An 18,006-nucleotide genomic window follows, 5' to 3' on the forward strand; every position below is an offset into this window, starting at 1 on the left:
GGTTCGACAGGTAAGCCCAAAGGGGTGATGATCGAGCATCGTGCTTTAGCTAACTACCAAGAGCATATTCGCGAAACTTATAATGTCGATGATAATGATGCTGTGTTGCAGTTTTCAAATATTTGCTTTGATATCTTTGTTGAAGAGTTCTTTGGTACATTGTGTCAGGGAGCCCGATTAGTTATCAGTAATGACGAGTGCAGACAAGGATTACAAGAATTTATCAGTTTTTGCACGCAGAATACAGTCTCTGTAGTTAGTTTACCCACGGCATTTTGGGCGCAATTATTGGTTGATAAAGGGGTCTTTACAAACACATCTATAAGGTTAGTCATTGTTGGGGGTGAGGCATTAACACCATCCACAGTATCTCACCATTATCAAAAGCTGGGTCGTCATGTTCAACTCATGAATACATATGGCCCAACAGAGGCAACGATTACAGCGTCAACGTATTGTACGTCTGAAGCAGATGCAAAATGTAGCACGGTCTCTATCGGGCAACCAAATATTAACAATCAATTACTGATACTTGATTTGAATACTGAGCTTGTCCCTTTTGGTGCTGTTGGGGAGTTATATATTGGGGGGGATGGGTTGGCTCGAGGTTATTTAAATCGCGCAGCACTGACAACAGAGCAGTTTATTGAAAACCCCTATTTTAATGCTAATGATCCACATAGTTCACAACGAATATATCGCACGGGAGATTTGGTAAGGTATTTAGTCGACGGTACGTTAGAGTTCATTGGTCGTGCGGATGATCAAGTCAAAATTCGTGGATTTAGGGTTGAACTTGGTGAAGTCGAAGCACAATTAGTGCAGCAGCAACAAGTTGAGTCAGCCCTAGTGATGACGAAAATGGTGGCCGGTGGTAAACAATTAGTCGCCTATATTCAGCCCTCGGAGCGACTTGAAACACAAGAACACATGTTATTTATGAAGCAAGTAAAGAGCGCTTTAACTGAGCAATTGCCAGAATATATGGTACCCAGTGTCTTGATGGTGGTGCATGAATGGCCGTTGACGCCAAACGGCAAGGTAGATAAACGGGCGCTGCCAACCCCCAAAGGTGCCACGCTACAAGGTGATTATGTTGCCCCACAAACACAGATCGAACTAGGGCTGGTTGAGATTTGGTCTGAATTATTAGGCATTGAAGCGGTGGGTATTAGCACCACGGCAAACTTTTTTGAAATAGGGGGCCACTCGCTGTTAATGTTGCGTCTGTGCGCGCAAATGAAGCAGCGTTTTGGGGTTGAGATTTCACTCAATGATCTCTTTAGTACTGTGACCATTGAGGCTATGGCGCGATTATGTGATGGTAAATCATTGCAAGCTGACGGTGCATTAATCCGAGCGATGTCGGACATTCAAGCGCACCATAGGTCGGTATTTTTAATACCGGGTGTGGCAAGCACTGAACATGATTTTGCTTGGTTAGCCTCGACGCTTTCATCGCATAATATTAATGTATATGGCTGTCCACATCGAGGCTTGCTCGATGGCTTGCAGCCCTTTAAAACCCTCACTGAAAATGCAGAGCAGCTTGCTGAAGCGATTGCGACAACCGTTAAGCCACATATGGTGATTCAATTGGTAGGTCATTCATTTGGTGGAGTTCTGGCTTTAGAAGCTGCCAATATGCTTCGTGGTAATGGTTTTCAAGTAGAGCTTACCTTTGTTGATGTTTATTTTGAGCAATCAATACAAATGGTTAAATCATGCCATGTAACCCCCGTAGAGAATAAGTGTCATACAAAAGATGACGCTATTGATAGTGAGTTGTTAGATCGCGTTAATTTGTTGGCTCAAAGGCAAACAAATTGGTTTGATAATTATGTCCCGACTGTGGCGAGCGGTGTGGTATTAAGAGGTGCTTATGCTGGCGCATCACCTTATTGTTTACAAGCGTATAATGACTATATGGCACAGCATAGTGCGAACAACATTGAATCAATCACGATAGATACTGATCATAAAGGGATATTAAAACAGGAGGAATTATCTCGCTTTATTGTAATAGGCTGTAATAATTAAATAAATTTGCGTGCTCATTGAATCTAATGAGCACGCACGTTCTTTAATTTTGCCTTGCTCGTTTAACCAAAAATACAACGAAAGCAGGCGCCCTTTTCCCGTGTAACATAAACTAAATCCCCACCATGGTTGACCATAATCTGTCTTGATAAACTAAGGCCGATACCTGAACCTTGTTGTTTAGTTGTGAAAAATGGCACGAATATCATCTCTCTAACATGCTCGGCGACACCTAAACCAGAATCAGTAATTTCAACATATACTTGTTGAGCATTGTTTTGGTCTAAAGTGACTGTGATCAAACGCTCTTCGCTTGAGGTTGATGAATTTTGTTCGGCAATTTTTATGGCCTCAATGGCATTTTTAAACAAATTGATCAGCACTTGTTCTATTTGCCCAAGGTCTAACATGATCAATTGCGATGTTTTGATACTAATTGAGCAAGTAATGTGATGTTGAGTAAGCTGGCTATTGTGTAGTGAGACTATTTGCTCTAGTAGCGGTTGTAGCTGTAATGGTGCAAGTGTTGGACTGGGTAAACTACTCACATTTCTAAAGCGTTCAATAAACTCACCTAAGTGCTTGGTTCTCGATGCCAATGTATTTAGCGCCAAACTGAGATCTTGTTTATCTTCTTGGTCCGTAAATGTCAGTGAGTCTGGTATCAAGCTATGGCAGGTTTGAGCAATTGACGATAATGGGGTGATTGAGTTTGCTACTTCATGAGTTAGTACTTGTGTTAATCGCTTATAGGCTTGTTGCTCTTTTAGGAGCAACGCATCATGTATTGAGTGTAACGTAATAATCTTACGTATTTGTCCTTGTATTTCAGCAACACTTACTTGTATAGACAAGGTATCTTGCTGCTCACCTTGCTGCCATTGTGCACTGCTACGAAGGCGTTTATTCGTTGCTAAAACAAGTTGGCCAAGATGTTGAAGTTGCGACAAATGGTTGGCCGATATACCCAATAGTTTAGCCGATGCTGGGTTAGATTCTATGATATTTCCCTGATCGTCACAGACCAAAACAGCCAAATCAACATGCACCAAAAGTGCTTGTAAAAACTGTGCTTGTTGTTCTGCATTAAAGCGAGCGGATTGCATTTGTTTTTTAACTTTTTCAAAGTGTTGCCTCATAGGATCTCGCACACCTAGCCCGAGAGTACTGTCGCCATTTGCGAGTGCTTTTATTACATGACTTAAGCGTTTATTGTGCTTTTGAAATAATGAGAATATATATCCATTTAAAGATAAGGCAACGAGTAAAATAAGTACCCATGTTGCAGAAAACCCATATTGTATATACAAGTAAGTTAACGCACTAGCACAGATGCATAGACCTGTAAGGTTTAGGGCTAAGATAAGCATGGAGTTGGAAGTTGTGTTGATCATGCTGAGAGTTCCTTTGGGTATGCCTTATTGAGAATGCGTTTATAAATCATACTTTTCTAAACGGCGATACATAGCACCGCGCGTTAAGCCTAATGCTTTTGCGGTATGACTGACGTTACCTTGATAGTGCTTTAATGCGGCATGCACTGCGCGTCGCTCTAAAACTTCTAAATCAAATGTATCGTATTCTGTAGTGGACTGCGATGTGTTTGCTTGAGAGCTTTCTAACGTCGGAGTTTGGCCTACGACAGTCCCTATATCTAGCATATCCGCATCACTTAAAATTACGGCGCGCTCAATTGCATGTGCTAGTTCACGTACATTTCCCGGCCAAGGATACTGACAAAGTGCATCCATATCTGAAGCGTTGATGCTGAGTTCGCGTTTATACTTATGCGCATAGTGTTTTAAATAATAATTTACCAGTAGAGGTATATCGTCTATGCGTTCCCTTAAAGGGGGGATCCGGATTTCTATCGTATTGATTCTATATAATAAATCTTGGCGAAATCTTTCTTCATTAACGGCATCAGCGAGATTATCATTGGTTGCACAGATCAAACGAATATCGACATCGATGGGTTTTGTACCACCGACCGGTGTCACTTGCCTATTTTGCAGGGCAGCTAAGAGTGTTGCTTGCTGCGCCAGAGGCAAGTTCCCCAGTTCATCTAAAAATAAGCTACCGCCATGGGCAAGCTCAAATCGACCAACTTTGTCTGTTTTGGCATCCGTAAATGCGCCTTTTTTATGACCAAATAATTCGCTCTCAAAAATATTGCCGGAAATAGCCCCCATATCGAGACTAATTAATGGGTTTTCGTGACGTAAACTGGCTTGATGGATTGCTTGTGCTGCAAGTTCTTTTCCGGTGCCGCTCTCGCCACAAATCAATATATTTGCATCGGTTTGTGCGGCTTTTTGTATGGTAGAAAACACCTGTTGCATCGCGGCACTTTGGCCTAAAAAATCAAATGTGGCGCTTTTCTTACTTTGGCTCAGCGCTTGATTTAATCCTTGTGTTTGTCGTGTGAGTTTGTCTACTTTTTGCTTATCTTGTGCATGTGCGAATGCGGCAGTGACGGCGCCTAGCAACTGCTCGTTTTGCCAAGGCTTAGCAATAAAGTCAGATGCGCCCGCTTTTATTGCGTCTACAGCAAGTTGAATATCGCTATAAGCTGTCATTAAAAGAACAACAATGCGAGGGTCTTGTGCGATGATTTTTTTTAGCCAATAAAATCCCTCTTTGCCACTGATTGCATCTTGGGTAAAGTTCATATCTAGCAGAATAACTTCAATTGTGTGTGACTTGATAATGCCTTCAATGTCGAATGGGTTATCTGTTGTTTTTACAACTTGATAATGTTGTTTCAAAAGGAGTCGCGCTGCAATCAAAATATCCGGATTATCGTCAACAACTAAAATAGAGCCCGCTTGCTTCATGAATGATCCTGTTTTGTGTTTTTATGTGAGCTTAGCTTAGCGTCATACTACTTGGTTTAAGTATGGGATGTCCATTTTTGGGCACTGATGAATTGTTGTAGTGTTCTATTATCGGACACCTAATGAAGGAAATTAAATCTTAAATTGGTAAGTTGTTGATATTTATTTGTTTTTATTTTGGCATGAAATTTGGATTACCTACTGCATATGCCGTTATCAGCGGCCAGTAAAAAATATCAGCAGGAATTGAATGATGGATAAAAAAATAGAACGCTCAGGGTTACAAAAGCATTTTAAAAAAGGGGCAATCGTTGCAGCCGTGCTCAGTGTGACTGCCGTGGCTTATGGGTTTAGTCAAACGGGGTCTGAAGGGCGCAGTCAAAAAGTATCAAAGCAAAGTATTACGGTGAGTACTGTGCGTCAAGGCGCGTTTAAAGATGCATTAAGCTTAAGAGGTCAGGTGGTACCAAAAACAACCGTCTATCTTGATACGATAGCTGGAGGCCAAGTCGAGGAGCGATTGGTGGAGCAAGGTGAATTTGTGCAAAAAGGACAACCCTTGGTTCGTTTAAGCAATACGAATTTGCAATTAGATGTGATGGGTCGTGAAGCTCAGGTGACAGAGCAATTGAATTTTTTACGTAATACGCAAATGAATATGGAAACAAATCGATTGAATTTGCGTCGAGATATTCTTGAAATTGATTTGCAGATAAGTCACTTAGAGCGTCGATATAAACAGTCTAACTCCCTTGTTTCACAAGGTGTATTAGCCAAGGATGAACTCTCTGAGATCAAGGATGATCTCTCTTATTACAAGGCGCGTAAAGAACTGACGCTAGAGAGACAAAAGCAAGAAAACTCGATACGTGAAGTGCAAGTCGCACAGTTGGAGGACAGTGCTAAAATGCTGCAAAAAAACCTCCAGTTTGCGAGAAATAACCTAAACAATTTGTTGGTTAAGTCACCAGTCACAGGGTACTTAAGTGAGCTAGATGTCGAGATTGGCGAGTCAAAAAGCAGGGGTGCTCGCCTTGGTCAGGTCGATATTCCTAATGAATATAAGCTTGTGGTACGTTTAGATGAGTTTTACTTAAATCAAGTTCAACGAGATATGCCAGTGATGGTTCAGATTGACAACAAGATAGTAGAGGCTGGAGTGAGTAAAATAGACAGTCGCGTACAGCAATCACAGTTTCAAATTGAAGTCGATTTGCCAACTGGCACTGACAGTATCAAACGAGGTCAGAGCATCGAGGTTGAATTAATGTTAGGCGGCAATAAACAAGATGCCTTGTTACTTAATCGCGGTGCTTTTTTTACCAGTACCGGCGGTAATTGGGCCTATGTATTTACCGAATCGGGTGATTCAGCTGTGCGACGCGACATTCGTATAGGTAAAAAAAATCAAGATTACTTTGAAGTGCTGGCCGGTTTACAGGCAGGCGATAAGGTGATCACATCAAGCTACGGTAGTTTTGATAAAGCTGAACATCTGAACATACAACAATAAAAATAGTGTAAGTGAACCGAATTAAGGACAGAAATATGATTACGTTAAATAATTTAAGCCGCGTTTTTAGAACGCAAGACGTTGAAACAACAGCACTCAATAGTATTAATTTAACGGTTGAAGAGGGTGATTTCTTAGCCATTATGGGGCCGTCAGGTTGCGGTAAATCAACGCTATTGTCTATTTTGGGCATGCTAGACTCCCCAACTGGAGGCCGCTTTGAGTTTGCGGGAACAGATATCGCCGGTTATAGCGAAAAACAATTAGCCGAACTACGTAAAGCGTCAATTGGATTCATCTTTCAAAGCTTTAACCTTATTGACGAATTGACCGTCTATGAGAATGTGGAGCTGCCTTTACAATATCAAAATATTTCTAAAGCGCAGAGAAAGCAAAGAGTCGAAGCTATTTTACAGCGCGTCGCGATTGACCATCGTGCAGACCACCTGCCACAACAACTTTCTGGCGGACAGCAACAACGTGTCGCGGTGGCACGTGCCTTGGTTATTAATCCTAAACTGATCCTTGCCGATGAGCCGACGGGTAACTTAGATTCGAAAAATGGCGAAGAAGTGATGACGATGCTGCGTGAATTGAACCGTGAAGGTACAACTGTGATTGTGGTGACTCACTCAGAAAAAGAAGGCACCTACGCAGACCGTTTAGTGCGTTTACTTGATGGTCAAGTGATACTCGATAAAGCGAATGAGGTTGTCACTGTATCAGGGGCTGCGTAGCAGTATATACGTTTTAGTATATATGAGTCTGTTGCCATTGCTTAGTTAGTCAAAGGCGCAGTATGAAGAAGGAAATTGAAAATGATATTTAACTATTTTAAAACCGCGCTTCGGTCCATCAAGCAAGACACTCAACATTTCATGTTGAATTTACTGGGCTTTAGTATTGGTTTAGCGGCTGCCATTATGGTCGCATTGTTCGCGGCCTATGAATTATCATATGATAGTCAGCATCCAAATGCAGATCGCGTCTACCGCGTTCATACTGATTATCGCCCTTGGGGTCTACAGATGATAGCTGCGTCTGATTCAGATTTGGCGCTGGAAATGCTTAGTCACACGCAAGTGGAAGATGCGTTAATTTTAACAGATGCACATAGTCTCAGTTACTTTGCTGAACCAATGATCCTCGATGTAACGATTAAAGGTGAAACTGCTCGGTTGAGTAATGTGTTAGTTGCATCATCAAATTTACTGGATTTTATTAACTTAGAAGTACTTTTTGGTGATTTAAATAAAGCGCTAACGAGACCTGGGCAATTGGCGATTAGCCAAGCTGAATCGATTCGTTTATTTGGTAATGAGAACTCGGTAGGGCAAACCTTGTCATATGAACAAGGGCGATATGAAATTGCCGCTGTATTTGCTGACTTACCTGACAACACGCACTTTGTATTTGATACATTGGCTGCTATTCCAACGGTATTAAATAGCCCGATCCGTGGTTATGTATATTTACGTTTAGCTGAAGATGCCGATCCGGATTTAATCGTTGCTGATATGGTAGAAAATATGCGTGAAAAATCGACCGGCCGCCATAAACAACTTGGTTTGACTCTGAATAAACTTCAGGATCTACATTTCAATAGCAGTGGTCCATTTGAGATGAAGCAAGGAGGTTCATCATTGGTGATGCAAGTGTGTATTGCATTAACCGTTTTATTGTTGCTGATTGCCAGCGTGAACTTTATTAATTTAAATATCGCAGGTGCAGCAAAGCGCGCCAAAGAGGTTGGGGTAAGAAAAGCGCTTGGAGCGAGTAAACCACAACTTATTTCTCAATTTTTAACTGAATCCATGTTTGTCGTGATGATTGCAGCCCTTATTGCACTGGTGTTAGTTGAACTAATGATCCCGTCAGCAAATCAATTACTTGAGCGCAGCTTATCGTTAAGCTTCTCACCACTATTTTTAGTATTAGTGGCGGTTGTTGTGATATTAATTGGTCTGTTATCAGGCTTGTACCCAGCACTATTCATTTCGTCATTTAGCGCTAAGCGCGTATTGAGCGGTGACTTGCAACGAGGAAAAACAGCCATTTGGGTTCGCAAGCTCACACTCGGGCTACAAGGTGGGTTATCTGTTGCCTTGATTGTCGCTGCTATCGTGGTATACAAACAAATGGCATTGATCGGTGATTTACCCGTTGGCTACAGCAAAACAGATAGAGTGATTATTAAAAACCTACCAACTGAAGCGATTTATCAAGCGAATGATAATCGTCTTATGAGCCAATTAAAAGCGTTAAATGGTGTTGAACAAGTTACACAGTCAAATACACTGTTAACACATGATATGACCTCAGAGTTATTTTTAGTTTGGCCTAATGGTGAGCGACTTAGAGGCACTCAACCATCAATTTCAACCGGGTTCCATGCAGCTGAGACTTTAGGCTTCGAACTTGTTGCCGGGCGAGATTTCTCACCACAATATGCGAGCGATTGGATGGCAACCGACGAGCAAGGCATTAGTTCATTCTCTGTTTTATTGTCTGAAAGTTTAGCTAAACAAGCGGGCTATGCTAATCCTGCAGAGCTGGTTGGACAAACACTGGCAACGCAAAGTGGCAGAGGCAAAGCAAAAGTCGTGGGTATCATCAAGGATGTGAAAATTGGCTCAGCACGACAGCAGCAGCTACCTGTTTCAGTTAATGTTGCAAGCGCTCAAGATCCATTGGCATCTATTGTGATTAAAGTAAGCCCAGGCGCTAACAAAGCGCGAATCATGGAAGAGGCGCAAAGAATTGTAATTAGAGAGTTGGCAATCACAGAGGTTGATATTAGCTTAATCGAAGATGACTACAAACGGGCACATATTAATGAACATCGGATGCAGCAGCTCGTGGTGATTTTTAGCGGCCTTGCGGTTATCTTGACTTGTATGGGCATTTTAGGGCTGGCATCTTTTGCGACGATACGTCGTCAAAAAGAAGTGGCAGTACGCAAAGTACTGGGCGCTTCTCGAATTAGCATCGTGAACTTATTGTCGAAAGAGTTTTTAGCCATTGTAGGCATTGGTGGTCTTATTGCGGTTCCCTTGGTGTATTGGTTAATGGGTGACTGGTTAAATAACTTTAATGAACGGATTGACCAAGCAATTTGGATATATGGAGTCGCTACACTGAGTGTTGTTGCGATTACCTGGTTGACCGTTGCGAGCCTTGCATTCAAAGCGGCAAATACGCGTCCTTCGTTGATTTTACGATACGAATAAGCGTACTGACTTCCTACTAGAGGGCGCTTCGGCGCCTTTTTTCTTGCTTCAGGAAAATAAATTGAGCGAAAAGTGAGCGTTTCGTCACTTAGGCGCGTTTTATTAACAGGTAAACAAAATAATTGGGTGATATATGCAAAGTAGACAGTTAAAAAACCATTTTAAGCTTCAGGATTTAAACGCGGTTATATTAAGCTATGCAGATTCTAATCACTATTTGGCGGGGGGACTTGATGGTAACGGCGAATATCACTTGTCATCCGATAAAAAAGGCAACACCCTTACTTTTAATTCACTCAGAGAAGCGGAAGTACACCTTGTTGAGTTGGGGGCTACCAAGGCGACATTAGAAATGGAAACCGCGTATGATGAAATGGTGGGTACCGCAACAGCAGAGCACTGTAAAATTGAACTTGCTTTGTCACATTAAGGGGGATAACGGAACGAGTCATTATGTTGTGTTGTCATGGTTATGGAAGAAAACGCGTATGATGAAATAGCGGGTAGTGCGACGGCAGAGCACTGTAAAATTGAACTTGCTTTGTCACATTAAGGTAGATAACGGAACGAGTCATTATGGTGTGTTGCCATGGTTATGGAAGAAAAAATGTGCCGAATGATGATGAAAAGAGCGGTCACTAAAAAGCAAGTATTGTAATTTATTAAGTTTCGTTTAAAATGCACCTAAATTTCGAATCGAAACTTAGGTGGTATTCATGACCAAACGAAACACCCAGCAGCGCCGCCACACCATACTGAACTTGGTAAATAGCCAAGGTGAGATCAGTGTGGAGGCACTCGCCTTGGAGTTTGAAACATCTGAGGTTACGATTCGAAAGGACTTAACTGCACTTGAAAAAAGCGGATTGTTATTACGCCGTTATGGTGGTGCAATTGCATTGCCACAAGAAATTGTTGCAAAAAGCAACGACAAACAGGATTCCCTTCGCAAATTGGCAATCGCCAAAGCTGCGGCCAATCTCATTAAAGACCATAATCGGATTATTATCGATAGCGGACGTACGACGGCGGCCATGATCCCAGAGCTAGGCAATAAGCGAGGGCTTGTGGTGATGACTAACGCAATTAATGTGGCTAAGCGTTTGCTTTCTTTAGAAAATGAACCAACCTTATTGATGACTGGTGGTACATGGGATCCGCACTCGGAATCATTTCAAGGGCAGGTGGCCGAGCAAGTATTACGTTCATATGATTTTGACCAACTCTTTATTGGTGCCGATGGCATCGATGTTGAAAGAGGTACCACAACATTCAACGAGCTAGTGGGCTTAAGCCAAGTGATGGCAGAGGCGGCACGTGAAGTGGTGGTGATGGTTGAGTCTGACAAAATCGGCCGAAGAATACCAAATTTGGAACTACCTTGGGATCAAGTCACCACTTTAATCACCGACAACAACTTGGCAGAAAAAGACCGCCAAGTGATTGAGGCGTGTGGCGTGCAACTGATCTGTGTCGAGGTGTAAATCATGCGCTGTCATACATTAACAGTGGCAGTGCAATTAACATCACACTAGCGTGCAAAATTAAATGGAGAGAGTATGTGTGGCATTGTTGGGGCTGTTGCTGAACGCCCAGTAAATAGAATTTTAATTGAAGGCTTAAAGCGCCTTGAATATCGTGGTTATGACTCTGCAGGCGTAGCATTAAGTACTGCGGGCGTATTAAACACCGTAAAAGCGGTGGGTAAGGTGGTAAACCTTGAAAGCGCTTTACGAGATGCGAACGTAAAAGGCACTACGGGCATTGCACATACGCGTTGGGCTACGCATGGTGGCGTGACAGAGGCTAATGCCCACCCGCATATTTCCAATGATGAAATTGCATTGGTACACAATGGTATTATTGAAAACCATGCGCCATTGCGTGCGGCATTAAAAGGCGATGGTTACGAGTTTCTATCAGAGACGGATACCGAGGTAATGGTGCACTTAATCCATCAACTGCGCCAGCAACACGATAGTTTGTTAGATGCGGTACGTGCGGCCGTGAAACAGCTGGAAGGTGCGTATGGCACCGTAGTATTTGACAAAGCAAATGATAATGAAATGATTGTTGCGCGCTCAGGTAGTCCACTGGTGATTGGCCTTGGTCTGGGTGAAAATTTCATCGCATCTGACCAACTGGCTTTACTGCCGGTGACGCGCAGCTTTATCTTTTTAGAAGAAGGTGATGTAGCACGTATTACCCGTGATACTGTGGAAATCTTTGATAGTCTTGGCAACGTGGTTGAACGAGATGTGGTTGAATCAAATATTACCCAAGATGCGTCAGGTAAAGGTGATTACCGTCACTACATGCTCAAAGAAATTTATGAGCAACCATTGGCAGTACGTAATACCCTTGAAGAGCGTATTGAAAATGACCGTGTGACAGTTGATGCGTTTGGCGCCAGTGCCCAACAAATTTTTAAAGACGTAAAACACGTACAAATTATTGCTTGTGGTACCTCTTATCACTCGGGGATGGTGGCGCGCTATTGGCTTGAACAATTTGCCGGTGTGAGCTGTAACGTAGAGATTGCTTCTGAGTTTCGTTACCGTCAATCGTTCGTGCACGAAAATAGCTTACTTGTGACGATTTCACAATCGGGTGAAACCGCTGATACGTTGGCAGCGCTGCGTTTAGCCAAAGAGCAAGGTTACATGGGGTCAATGACCATTTGTAACGTACCTGGCTCCTCATTGGTGCGTGAATCCGATTTGGCCTTTATGACCAAAGCGGGTGCTGAAATAGGGGTTGCTTCTACCAAAGCATTCACTACGCAACTTGTTGGCTTATTGATGCTAACTGCATCGATAGCGCAAGAGAAAGGCCGAGATCAAAGTGAGATTATCAATGCGATAAAAACCCTACCAAACAAGCTTGAAGAAGCGTTGACACTGGCAGGAGACATTGAAGCATTGGCTGAAGAGTTTGCTGATAAACACCATTCACTCTTCTTAGGTCGTGGGTCGCAATACCCGATTGCGATGGAAGGCGCATTAAAACTTAAAGAAATTTCTTATATTCATGCTGAAGCCTACGCGGCAGGTGAATTAAAGCATGGCCCATTGGCTTTGATTGATGCGGATATGCCTATTATTGTGGTGGCACCCAACAACGAGCTGCTTGAAAAGCTAAAATCGAATGTTGAAGAAGTGCGTGCTCGTGGCGGTATTATTTATGTATTCGCTGACAAAGACACCGCGTTTGAATCAGATGATACCATGCGGGTTATTAACGTAAACCACGTAGAAGATGCGATAGCACCCGTTGTATATACAATTCCATTACAGCTCCTGTCGTACTACGTCGCGGTGATTAAAGGCACCGATGTTGACCAGCCGAGAAACTTGGCTAAATCGGTTACAGTAGAATAAGAAAAGGCGCGAAAGCGCCTTTTTTTGTGGGTGAACAATAAAGATATACATACTTAATATTTATAATCAAACCTAATCTTTAGAGCTTATTCTTTCATTGAGTAAGCTCTTTTCCTTTCAATAATTCAAATAATGTACTAAGTAAAAGTATCATCAAATAATCAAACGGTCAGTCAAATGGATATCGTTCGTTTGAATGCCAAAGTTTACCGTAGTAATGCTGGTGTCTATGAAGAATTACCAGTATTACTGACTGAAGAAGGGGTAGTTGAATCTCACCTGTCCTATTTGCTTGATCACGTTCATGTAAGAAGTCAAAGTTGGCTTGATAAGCAAGTAACGGCTTTAAAATTATTTATTCAATTCCTCGATGCAAATAATCAATTAGCACTGACTCCAAAAGAGTTTTTCAAAGTATTTGTTCAGCAGCTCTATAGCGGAACCATAGGCACAGATGGGTTAGATCCTAGCATGTTATTTTGGATGCCTCGTCGTGTGACCACCGCAAATGCCATCATAAACTCACTGGCTAACTATTCTGATTGGTTGAGTGAGAATAGCGAGCTTGAGAGCTTTTTGAGTATTTCAGATACTTCAAGCTACGATGAGCGGATCAATTGGGCTGCTTGGCACCACAAAAGGAATCGTGCTTTTCTAGCACATACTTGGCAGCTTCCTGATAAAGGTGAGATCAGATATAGACCTGATTATGCCAAACAATCTACAACAGCGCGTATTGAAGCCCCAAAAATCTTTCCGGAAAAGTATTTTGCTCAACTGCTTTTTGAGGGGTTTTCAAACTACGGACATCGGTATGACAGCAATCTCGGCACCAGACTAAACCTGAGAGATATTTTGATCACTTTGCTGTTAAACGGTTCTGGTTTACGCATGAGTGAGCCTTTTCATCTATACATTCAAGATGTCACTTTAGACCCCGTAATAGCAAGAGAAACAGGCAAACAAGTTGCGCTGGTACGCATCTATCACCCAGCAGAGGGTACAGCCCCTAATGACTGGCAGGTTAAGTCGAATGGTCAAGCTAAAACCCGAGAAGGTTACTTAAAAACGAAATATGGCTTACTGCCTAGAAATCGATCAGCTGACAGAACCTATCGTGCTGGTTGGAAAGTAAAAAAACTAGATAATCAGCAGGATAAATACATTCATGTGCAATGGTTTCCTCTTATTTTTGGAGAGCTGTTTTATGCGTTTTGGAAGCTCTACCTCCGACAGCTTAGGCATATACCATTCAATCACCCGTTTGCATTTATTTCTCTGTCAGGTCCACAGGCAGGTCATCCACTTTCAATCACTGCATATTATCAAAATCATCAAAGAGCAGTAAAAAGAATCGGTTTAACGCCGTCAAAATTGTCTGGTACAAGCCCACATGGCCATCGTCATGCGTATGGGCAGCGACTCAAAAACGCGGGTATAGACCCTTTGGTGAGGCGAAACGCGCTACATCATTCAAGTCTCGAGTCACAACTTGTGTACTGTGAGCCGCAGTTCGATGAAGTATCGAGCATGTTAATGGAAGCCGATAAGCGATTAGCTTCAGCGGAAACAACGCAACCAGTAGTACGTAACTATTTAGCTCAAGGGTTCGACGATGTTGATCCACAAGAGCTACTTTCAGGGCAAGGCTATCTTGTAGAGGGAGGTGATGATGAGTAAGCCTTATTCACCCAATAATGGGATCACCGAAGACATTACATTTCAGTGGTTAACTGACATGTATGGTGACGAGTATCGTACTTGGGCAAAGTTATCTAACCGCTGGTTAACAAGACAGCACAAAGGCTTGTCATCAAAGAAAAATGCCTTGAATCGGTTCTATAAGTCTTTCATGGTGCCACTAAATTTAGCCAGTAACCCTTTAACATTTATTGAGAGAAGTACACCCGTACCAGACTTTTTTGAAGAGGCTATCAATCCAAGTAAGTCCGACATAGACCCAGTGGGAAAACGCCAAGCGATAACGTATAACAACTACCTTCAGCAGTTTCTTACTTATGTGTTGGAAGACTTGGTTGGGGTGGAAGATGACTTTGGCAACCTCACTATTCCGCATAAGTATCGCAATCCATTCTCGATAAAGCGTAGAACAGGATTGGAAGTGGCTGAAACAGTTAGAACACCACTCCCTTACAAGTATATTCAAGAACTGCGAGAGATCATCTGTCCAGAAAAAGCTGATTCGTTTAAAGATTGGGTATGGGCACAAAAAGCAGGAGATGCAATTAGCCAAGGGAAATATGGAGGTGATTGGTTTGAAGTGACGCCAACCGATATTGATTATGCTGATCCAAACTGTGTGTGGCGTGAGCGTATCATTCCTAAAGGAAAAAGTTATGGTGGCATAACCCTATACAAAGATAAAAAAGTGTATGAATTGTGGTGTCCTGCTTCAGCGGTTGCTTTATATCTAAAGCTAGAACTGCCATTGAGAACAGCACAAGTTCGCTGGTTAGACTCTGGTGAAGCTGATTTATGGCGATATCAAAATGGATCTTGGGTTAAAAATACAGGAAAGTTGGCGCCAGTCACTAAATTGGATTTATCACGGCACTCAATTGGTAGAGGTGTGTTTAGGCGTATTCAAAGCTCTGAGAGTGACTCAAGTGCGCTTTTTATCAATACGAATAAGACCTCAGATATCCTGAAGGATGGACTGTCAAAAGGCTACACAATTCCATGGCAACATGAGCGAGTTTTGAAGTGGCTTGAGCTGCTAAGGAATTGGCAAGAAAAGTACAATCCAATTGAGAGGCCAATGCACTGGTCGGAACTAAAACGCAAGCATCTAGGGGACATAAAAAGTAAAGCGCAATTGGAAGAGATGATACCAACTTGCTTTTTGTTTAGACACCGCTCTTCAATTTCTGAGTACGATTTTCAGTGCCCAATAAGCGATAAGGAGCCTGCGAGGCTGTGGTTTAAACTTTTGTCTGAGCTGGAGCAGCGCTGCAAACAGCGCAGAGAAATGCTTACAGATAATAGTCCGATAAAGTTTGTAAAACCGAGTCATGGAACTTTTCGAAACTACATTAGCACATATTTTCCATTGCATACTTTAAGAGTGTCACTGATCACCAGTTTTGCTTTGGAAGGTGGTGTGCCAATCCCCGTTCTGTCAAAGTTAGTTGCTGGGCACAGTCGCATCATCATGACTTTGTACTACACCAAAATTGGTCAGGCATATATGAAAAAGGTGATGTCGGAAGCTGAAGATAAGTTACGTTTAGCGTCAGAGCAACAGTTCAAAGAGTTTTTAATTAATACCGAATATAATGATTTGAAGTTAGGCGCTGCATTTAATGATGATTCAGCGCTGCGAGCCGTGAACTCGGGCTCACAAGTAAGCTGGCAAGTGATGGACAAAGGGATATGCCCTGTGGGCTGCCAAGGATGTGACAATGGTGGCGAACAAACAGCCAAGCTTGGTAATGCGCCGTGCAGCTTTGCTCCTACCCCAAGGGATTTTCAAGGCAACGCAAAAAACTGCGTAAGATGCCGTTGGTTTATTACTGGACCCGCATTCATGCCTGGTCTTATTGCTCATTTTAATAACCTTAGCTTTGAAGCCAGTGAGGCGGGCGAACGTCATAACACTTTTGAAGCTAACCTAGATGCATTGAAGCAAATGAAATTTTCAGCAATGGATGCCAATGAGCCATTTACAAAAGAGGCTGATTTAAAAGCCGCTGAATTTGAATATGAAAGAGAAGCAACAAAGGTAGATGCGTTGATGAATGATATGCATGCTACGTATCGGTTAATCACTCAATCTACTCAGATAATGAATAGCACGGATGAAACTAAATTACAGTTGCTCAGTGAAAGTGGCTTCTCGGATGTAACTGCTCAGCTTGAAGACAACTCCCAACTAACTCAGTTGGAAGTCGTATGCCGCAACGCAGCACTTTACCCTTATTACGATGCATCAAAAGCGGTGCTAAAGCGTGGCCAAGCGATAGACTTAATGTTGAGAGCAAATGGCCAAGATCCACTTATGTTGTATTTACCTGATGAGGATAAGCTTAAAGTGGGCAATCAAATCATGTTCCTCATCGAAAATAGAGTGGGTTCGTTCGACAAAGCCATACAGTTTGTTGAATCTCAAAGCTCATTAGCAGAGATAGGTTTTCCAAATGCTATCGGGGAATACGTAAAAACTGAAATGAGTAAATCAGCGAACTTAATTGGCTACCTAAACCCACATACGACACAAGGAGAGTGAAAATGACACCTGATAGTCTATTTGCATCGTTATCGAGTCAGTTGGGTACCAGAAAGCAAAGGTCGCTTCAGCTTATCCATCAAATATGCGCAGAGCAGCAAGAGCGCAATAGTCATGATTTTTCCATCGCTACGATAGGCAAGCTATCCAAAGCGCGTGGAGGCCCTTCTGAACAGGCAATACGCAATAAAAATGGTGATGAATATAGACAATTGATAGGTTCTTGGCAGTGTACACATAATCATAAAAAGCTTGGTCGCACACCTGTAGAGCAGCCTCAAGATGTACTAAAGCTAATAAATGAGCCTTCAGTTCGCGCTGAAGTTGGCTTAATGCTCGCGGAACTCAAACAGTTAAGGGGTGAAGTTAGGTTACTTAAGTCACTCAACAGAGACACAATCATCATTGATAAACCTATTCACCTTCGAGGTAGCTCCAAGTCAAAGGTAGAGTTGCTACCAGCAATACCACTCTCAAGCGCCGAGCTGCATGCACTCGAGAATGCAGTATCGTCAGCAACATTTGAAAATAATGGCTGGCAAGAAGACCCTAAAGACCACTCAGTCAGAAATCAGCATGGAAGAAAGGTATTTGAAGTAGGGTTTGTATCAGCTATCAAAACGGTACTCGATCATACAAAAAAGTAGTGTAAAGAAAACGGTCGTTTGATTTATTCTACGCGGTTTAGTTTCTGAATGAGAGATTCATTGCTATATGTGTAAAGTTACTCGTAAATAGATCAACGTAAATAAAACCTACG

General features: G+C 42.4%; 12 protein-coding genes. 10 read left to right on the top strand and 2 right to left on the bottom strand.

Features of this window, described 5'->3' with window-relative positions:
* Positions 1–2,040: AMP-binding protein (locus J8L97_RS10285; RefSeq protein ID WP_211049365.1), on the top strand; the 2,040-nt coding region annotated here is incomplete at its 5' end.
* Between the two features lie 62 nt (positions 2,041–2,102).
* Here the strand turns inward: J8L97_RS10285 and J8L97_RS10290 are convergent.
* Together J8L97_RS10290 and J8L97_RS10295 are read right to left on the bottom strand one after the other, a co-directional pair.
* A complete protein-coding gene (locus tag J8L97_RS10290) occupies positions 2,103–3,434 on the bottom strand; it encodes an ATP-binding protein (protein ID WP_211049368.1) in 1,332 nt (443 codons plus the stop codon).
* A 39-nt stretch (positions 3,435–3,473) separates the two neighbouring features.
* A complete protein-coding gene (locus J8L97_RS10295; protein WP_211049371.1) occupies positions 3,474–4,877 on the bottom strand; it encodes a sigma-54 dependent transcriptional regulator in 1,404 nt (467 codons plus the stop codon).
* A 253-nt stretch (positions 4,878–5,130) separates the two neighbouring features.
* On the opposite strand from J8L97_RS10295, the gene J8L97_RS10300 reads away from it, so the two are divergent.
* The 9 genes from J8L97_RS10300 to gmtX all read left to right on the top strand — a co-directional run bounded on the left by J8L97_RS10300 (position 5,131) and on the right by gmtX (position 17,893).
* Positions 5,131–6,390: an HlyD family efflux transporter periplasmic adaptor subunit gene (locus J8L97_RS10300; protein WP_211049469.1), complete on the top strand. Its 1,260-nt coding sequence runs from the start codon at positions 5,131–5,133 to the stop codon at positions 6,388–6,390.
* Between the two features lie 35 nt (positions 6,391–6,425).
* Positions 6,426–7,127: an ABC transporter ATP-binding protein gene (locus J8L97_RS10305; RefSeq protein WP_192509128.1), complete on the top strand. Its 702-nt coding sequence runs from the start codon at positions 6,426–6,428 to the stop codon at positions 7,125–7,127.
* A gap of 81 nt (positions 7,128–7,208) precedes the next feature.
* Positions 7,209–9,620 carry an ABC transporter permease gene (locus J8L97_RS10310; protein WP_211049374.1) on the top strand — a complete coding sequence of 804 codons (2,412 nt, stop codon included), beginning with the start codon at positions 7,209–7,211 and terminating at the stop codon, positions 9,618–9,620.
* A gap of 133 nt (positions 9,621–9,753) precedes the next feature.
* Positions 9,754–10,050: a DUF6482 family protein gene (locus tag J8L97_RS10315; protein WP_211049377.1), complete on the top strand. Its 297-nt coding sequence runs from the start codon at positions 9,754–9,756 to the stop codon at positions 10,048–10,050.
* 286 nt (positions 10,051–10,336) lie between these two features.
* Entirely contained in the window at positions 10,337–11,104 is a 768-nt protein-coding gene (locus J8L97_RS10320; RefSeq protein WP_192509125.1) for a DeoR/GlpR family DNA-binding transcription regulator, read from the top strand.
* A gap of 75 nt (positions 11,105–11,179) precedes the next feature.
* Positions 11,180–13,000 carry a glutamine--fructose-6-phosphate transaminase (isomerizing) gene (gene glmS, locus J8L97_RS10325; protein WP_211049380.1) on the top strand — a complete coding sequence of 607 codons (1,821 nt, stop codon included), beginning with the start codon at positions 11,180–11,182 and terminating at the stop codon, positions 12,998–13,000.
* Positions 13,001–13,177: 177 nt separating this feature from the next.
* Positions 13,178–14,680, top strand: coding sequence for a gamma-mobile-trio recombinase GmtY (gene gmtY / locus J8L97_RS10330; protein WP_211049383.1), 1,503 nt, complete (start codon positions 13,178–13,180; stop codon positions 14,678–14,680).
* Complete coding sequence (locus tag J8L97_RS10335; protein ID WP_211049386.1) at positions 14,673–17,246, top strand: VPA1269 family protein; 2,574 nt, start codon at positions 14,673–14,675, stop codon at positions 17,244–17,246. The genes gmtY and J8L97_RS10335 overlap by 8 nt, the downstream gene beginning before the upstream one ends.
* A 2-nt stretch (positions 17,247–17,248) precedes the next feature.
* Positions 17,249–17,893: a gamma-mobile-trio protein GmtX gene (gmtX, locus tag J8L97_RS10340; protein ID WP_211049389.1), complete on the top strand. Its 645-nt coding sequence runs from the start codon at positions 17,249–17,251 to the stop codon at positions 17,891–17,893.
* Positions 17,894–18,006: the final 113 nt, after the last annotated feature.

Source organism: Pseudoalteromonas sp. MMG012 (genome assembly GCF_018100875.1).
GTDB lineage: Bacteria > Pseudomonadota > Gammaproteobacteria > Enterobacterales > Alteromonadaceae > Pseudoalteromonas > Pseudoalteromonas aurantia.

Excerpts from the sequence above, each read along its gene's own strand:
- J8L97_RS10290 (WP_211049368.1), bottom strand. The coding sequence starts at position 3,434 with ATGATCAACACAACTTCCAACTCCATGCTTATCTTAGCCCTAAACCTT.
- J8L97_RS10295 (WP_211049371.1), bottom strand. The coding sequence starts at position 4,877 with ATGAAGCAAGCGGGCTCTATTTTAGTTGTTGACGATAATCCGGATATT.
- J8L97_RS10300 (WP_211049469.1), top strand. The coding sequence starts at position 5,131 with ATGGATAAAAAAATAGAACGCTCAGGGTTACAAAAGCATTTTAAAAAA.
- J8L97_RS10305 (WP_192509128.1), top strand. The coding sequence starts at position 6,426 with ATGATTACGTTAAATAATTTAAGCCGCGTTTTTAGAACGCAAGACGTT.
- J8L97_RS10310 (WP_211049374.1), top strand. The coding sequence starts at position 7,209 with ATGATATTTAACTATTTTAAAACCGCGCTTCGGTCCATCAAGCAAGAC.
- J8L97_RS10315 (WP_211049377.1), top strand. The coding sequence starts at position 9,754 with ATGCAAAGTAGACAGTTAAAAAACCATTTTAAGCTTCAGGATTTAAAC.
- J8L97_RS10320 (WP_192509125.1), top strand. The coding sequence starts at position 10,337 with ATGACCAAACGAAACACCCAGCAGCGCCGCCACACCATACTGAACTTG.
- glmS (WP_211049380.1), top strand. The coding sequence starts at position 11,180 with ATGTGTGGCATTGTTGGGGCTGTTGCTGAACGCCCAGTAAATAGAATT.
- gmtY (WP_211049383.1), top strand. The coding sequence starts at position 13,178 with ATGGATATCGTTCGTTTGAATGCCAAAGTTTACCGTAGTAATGCTGGT.
- J8L97_RS10335 (WP_211049386.1), top strand. The coding sequence starts at position 14,673 with ATGAGTAAGCCTTATTCACCCAATAATGGGATCACCGAAGACATTACA.
- gmtX (WP_211049389.1), top strand. The coding sequence starts at position 17,249 with ATGACACCTGATAGTCTATTTGCATCGTTATCGAGTCAGTTGGGTACC.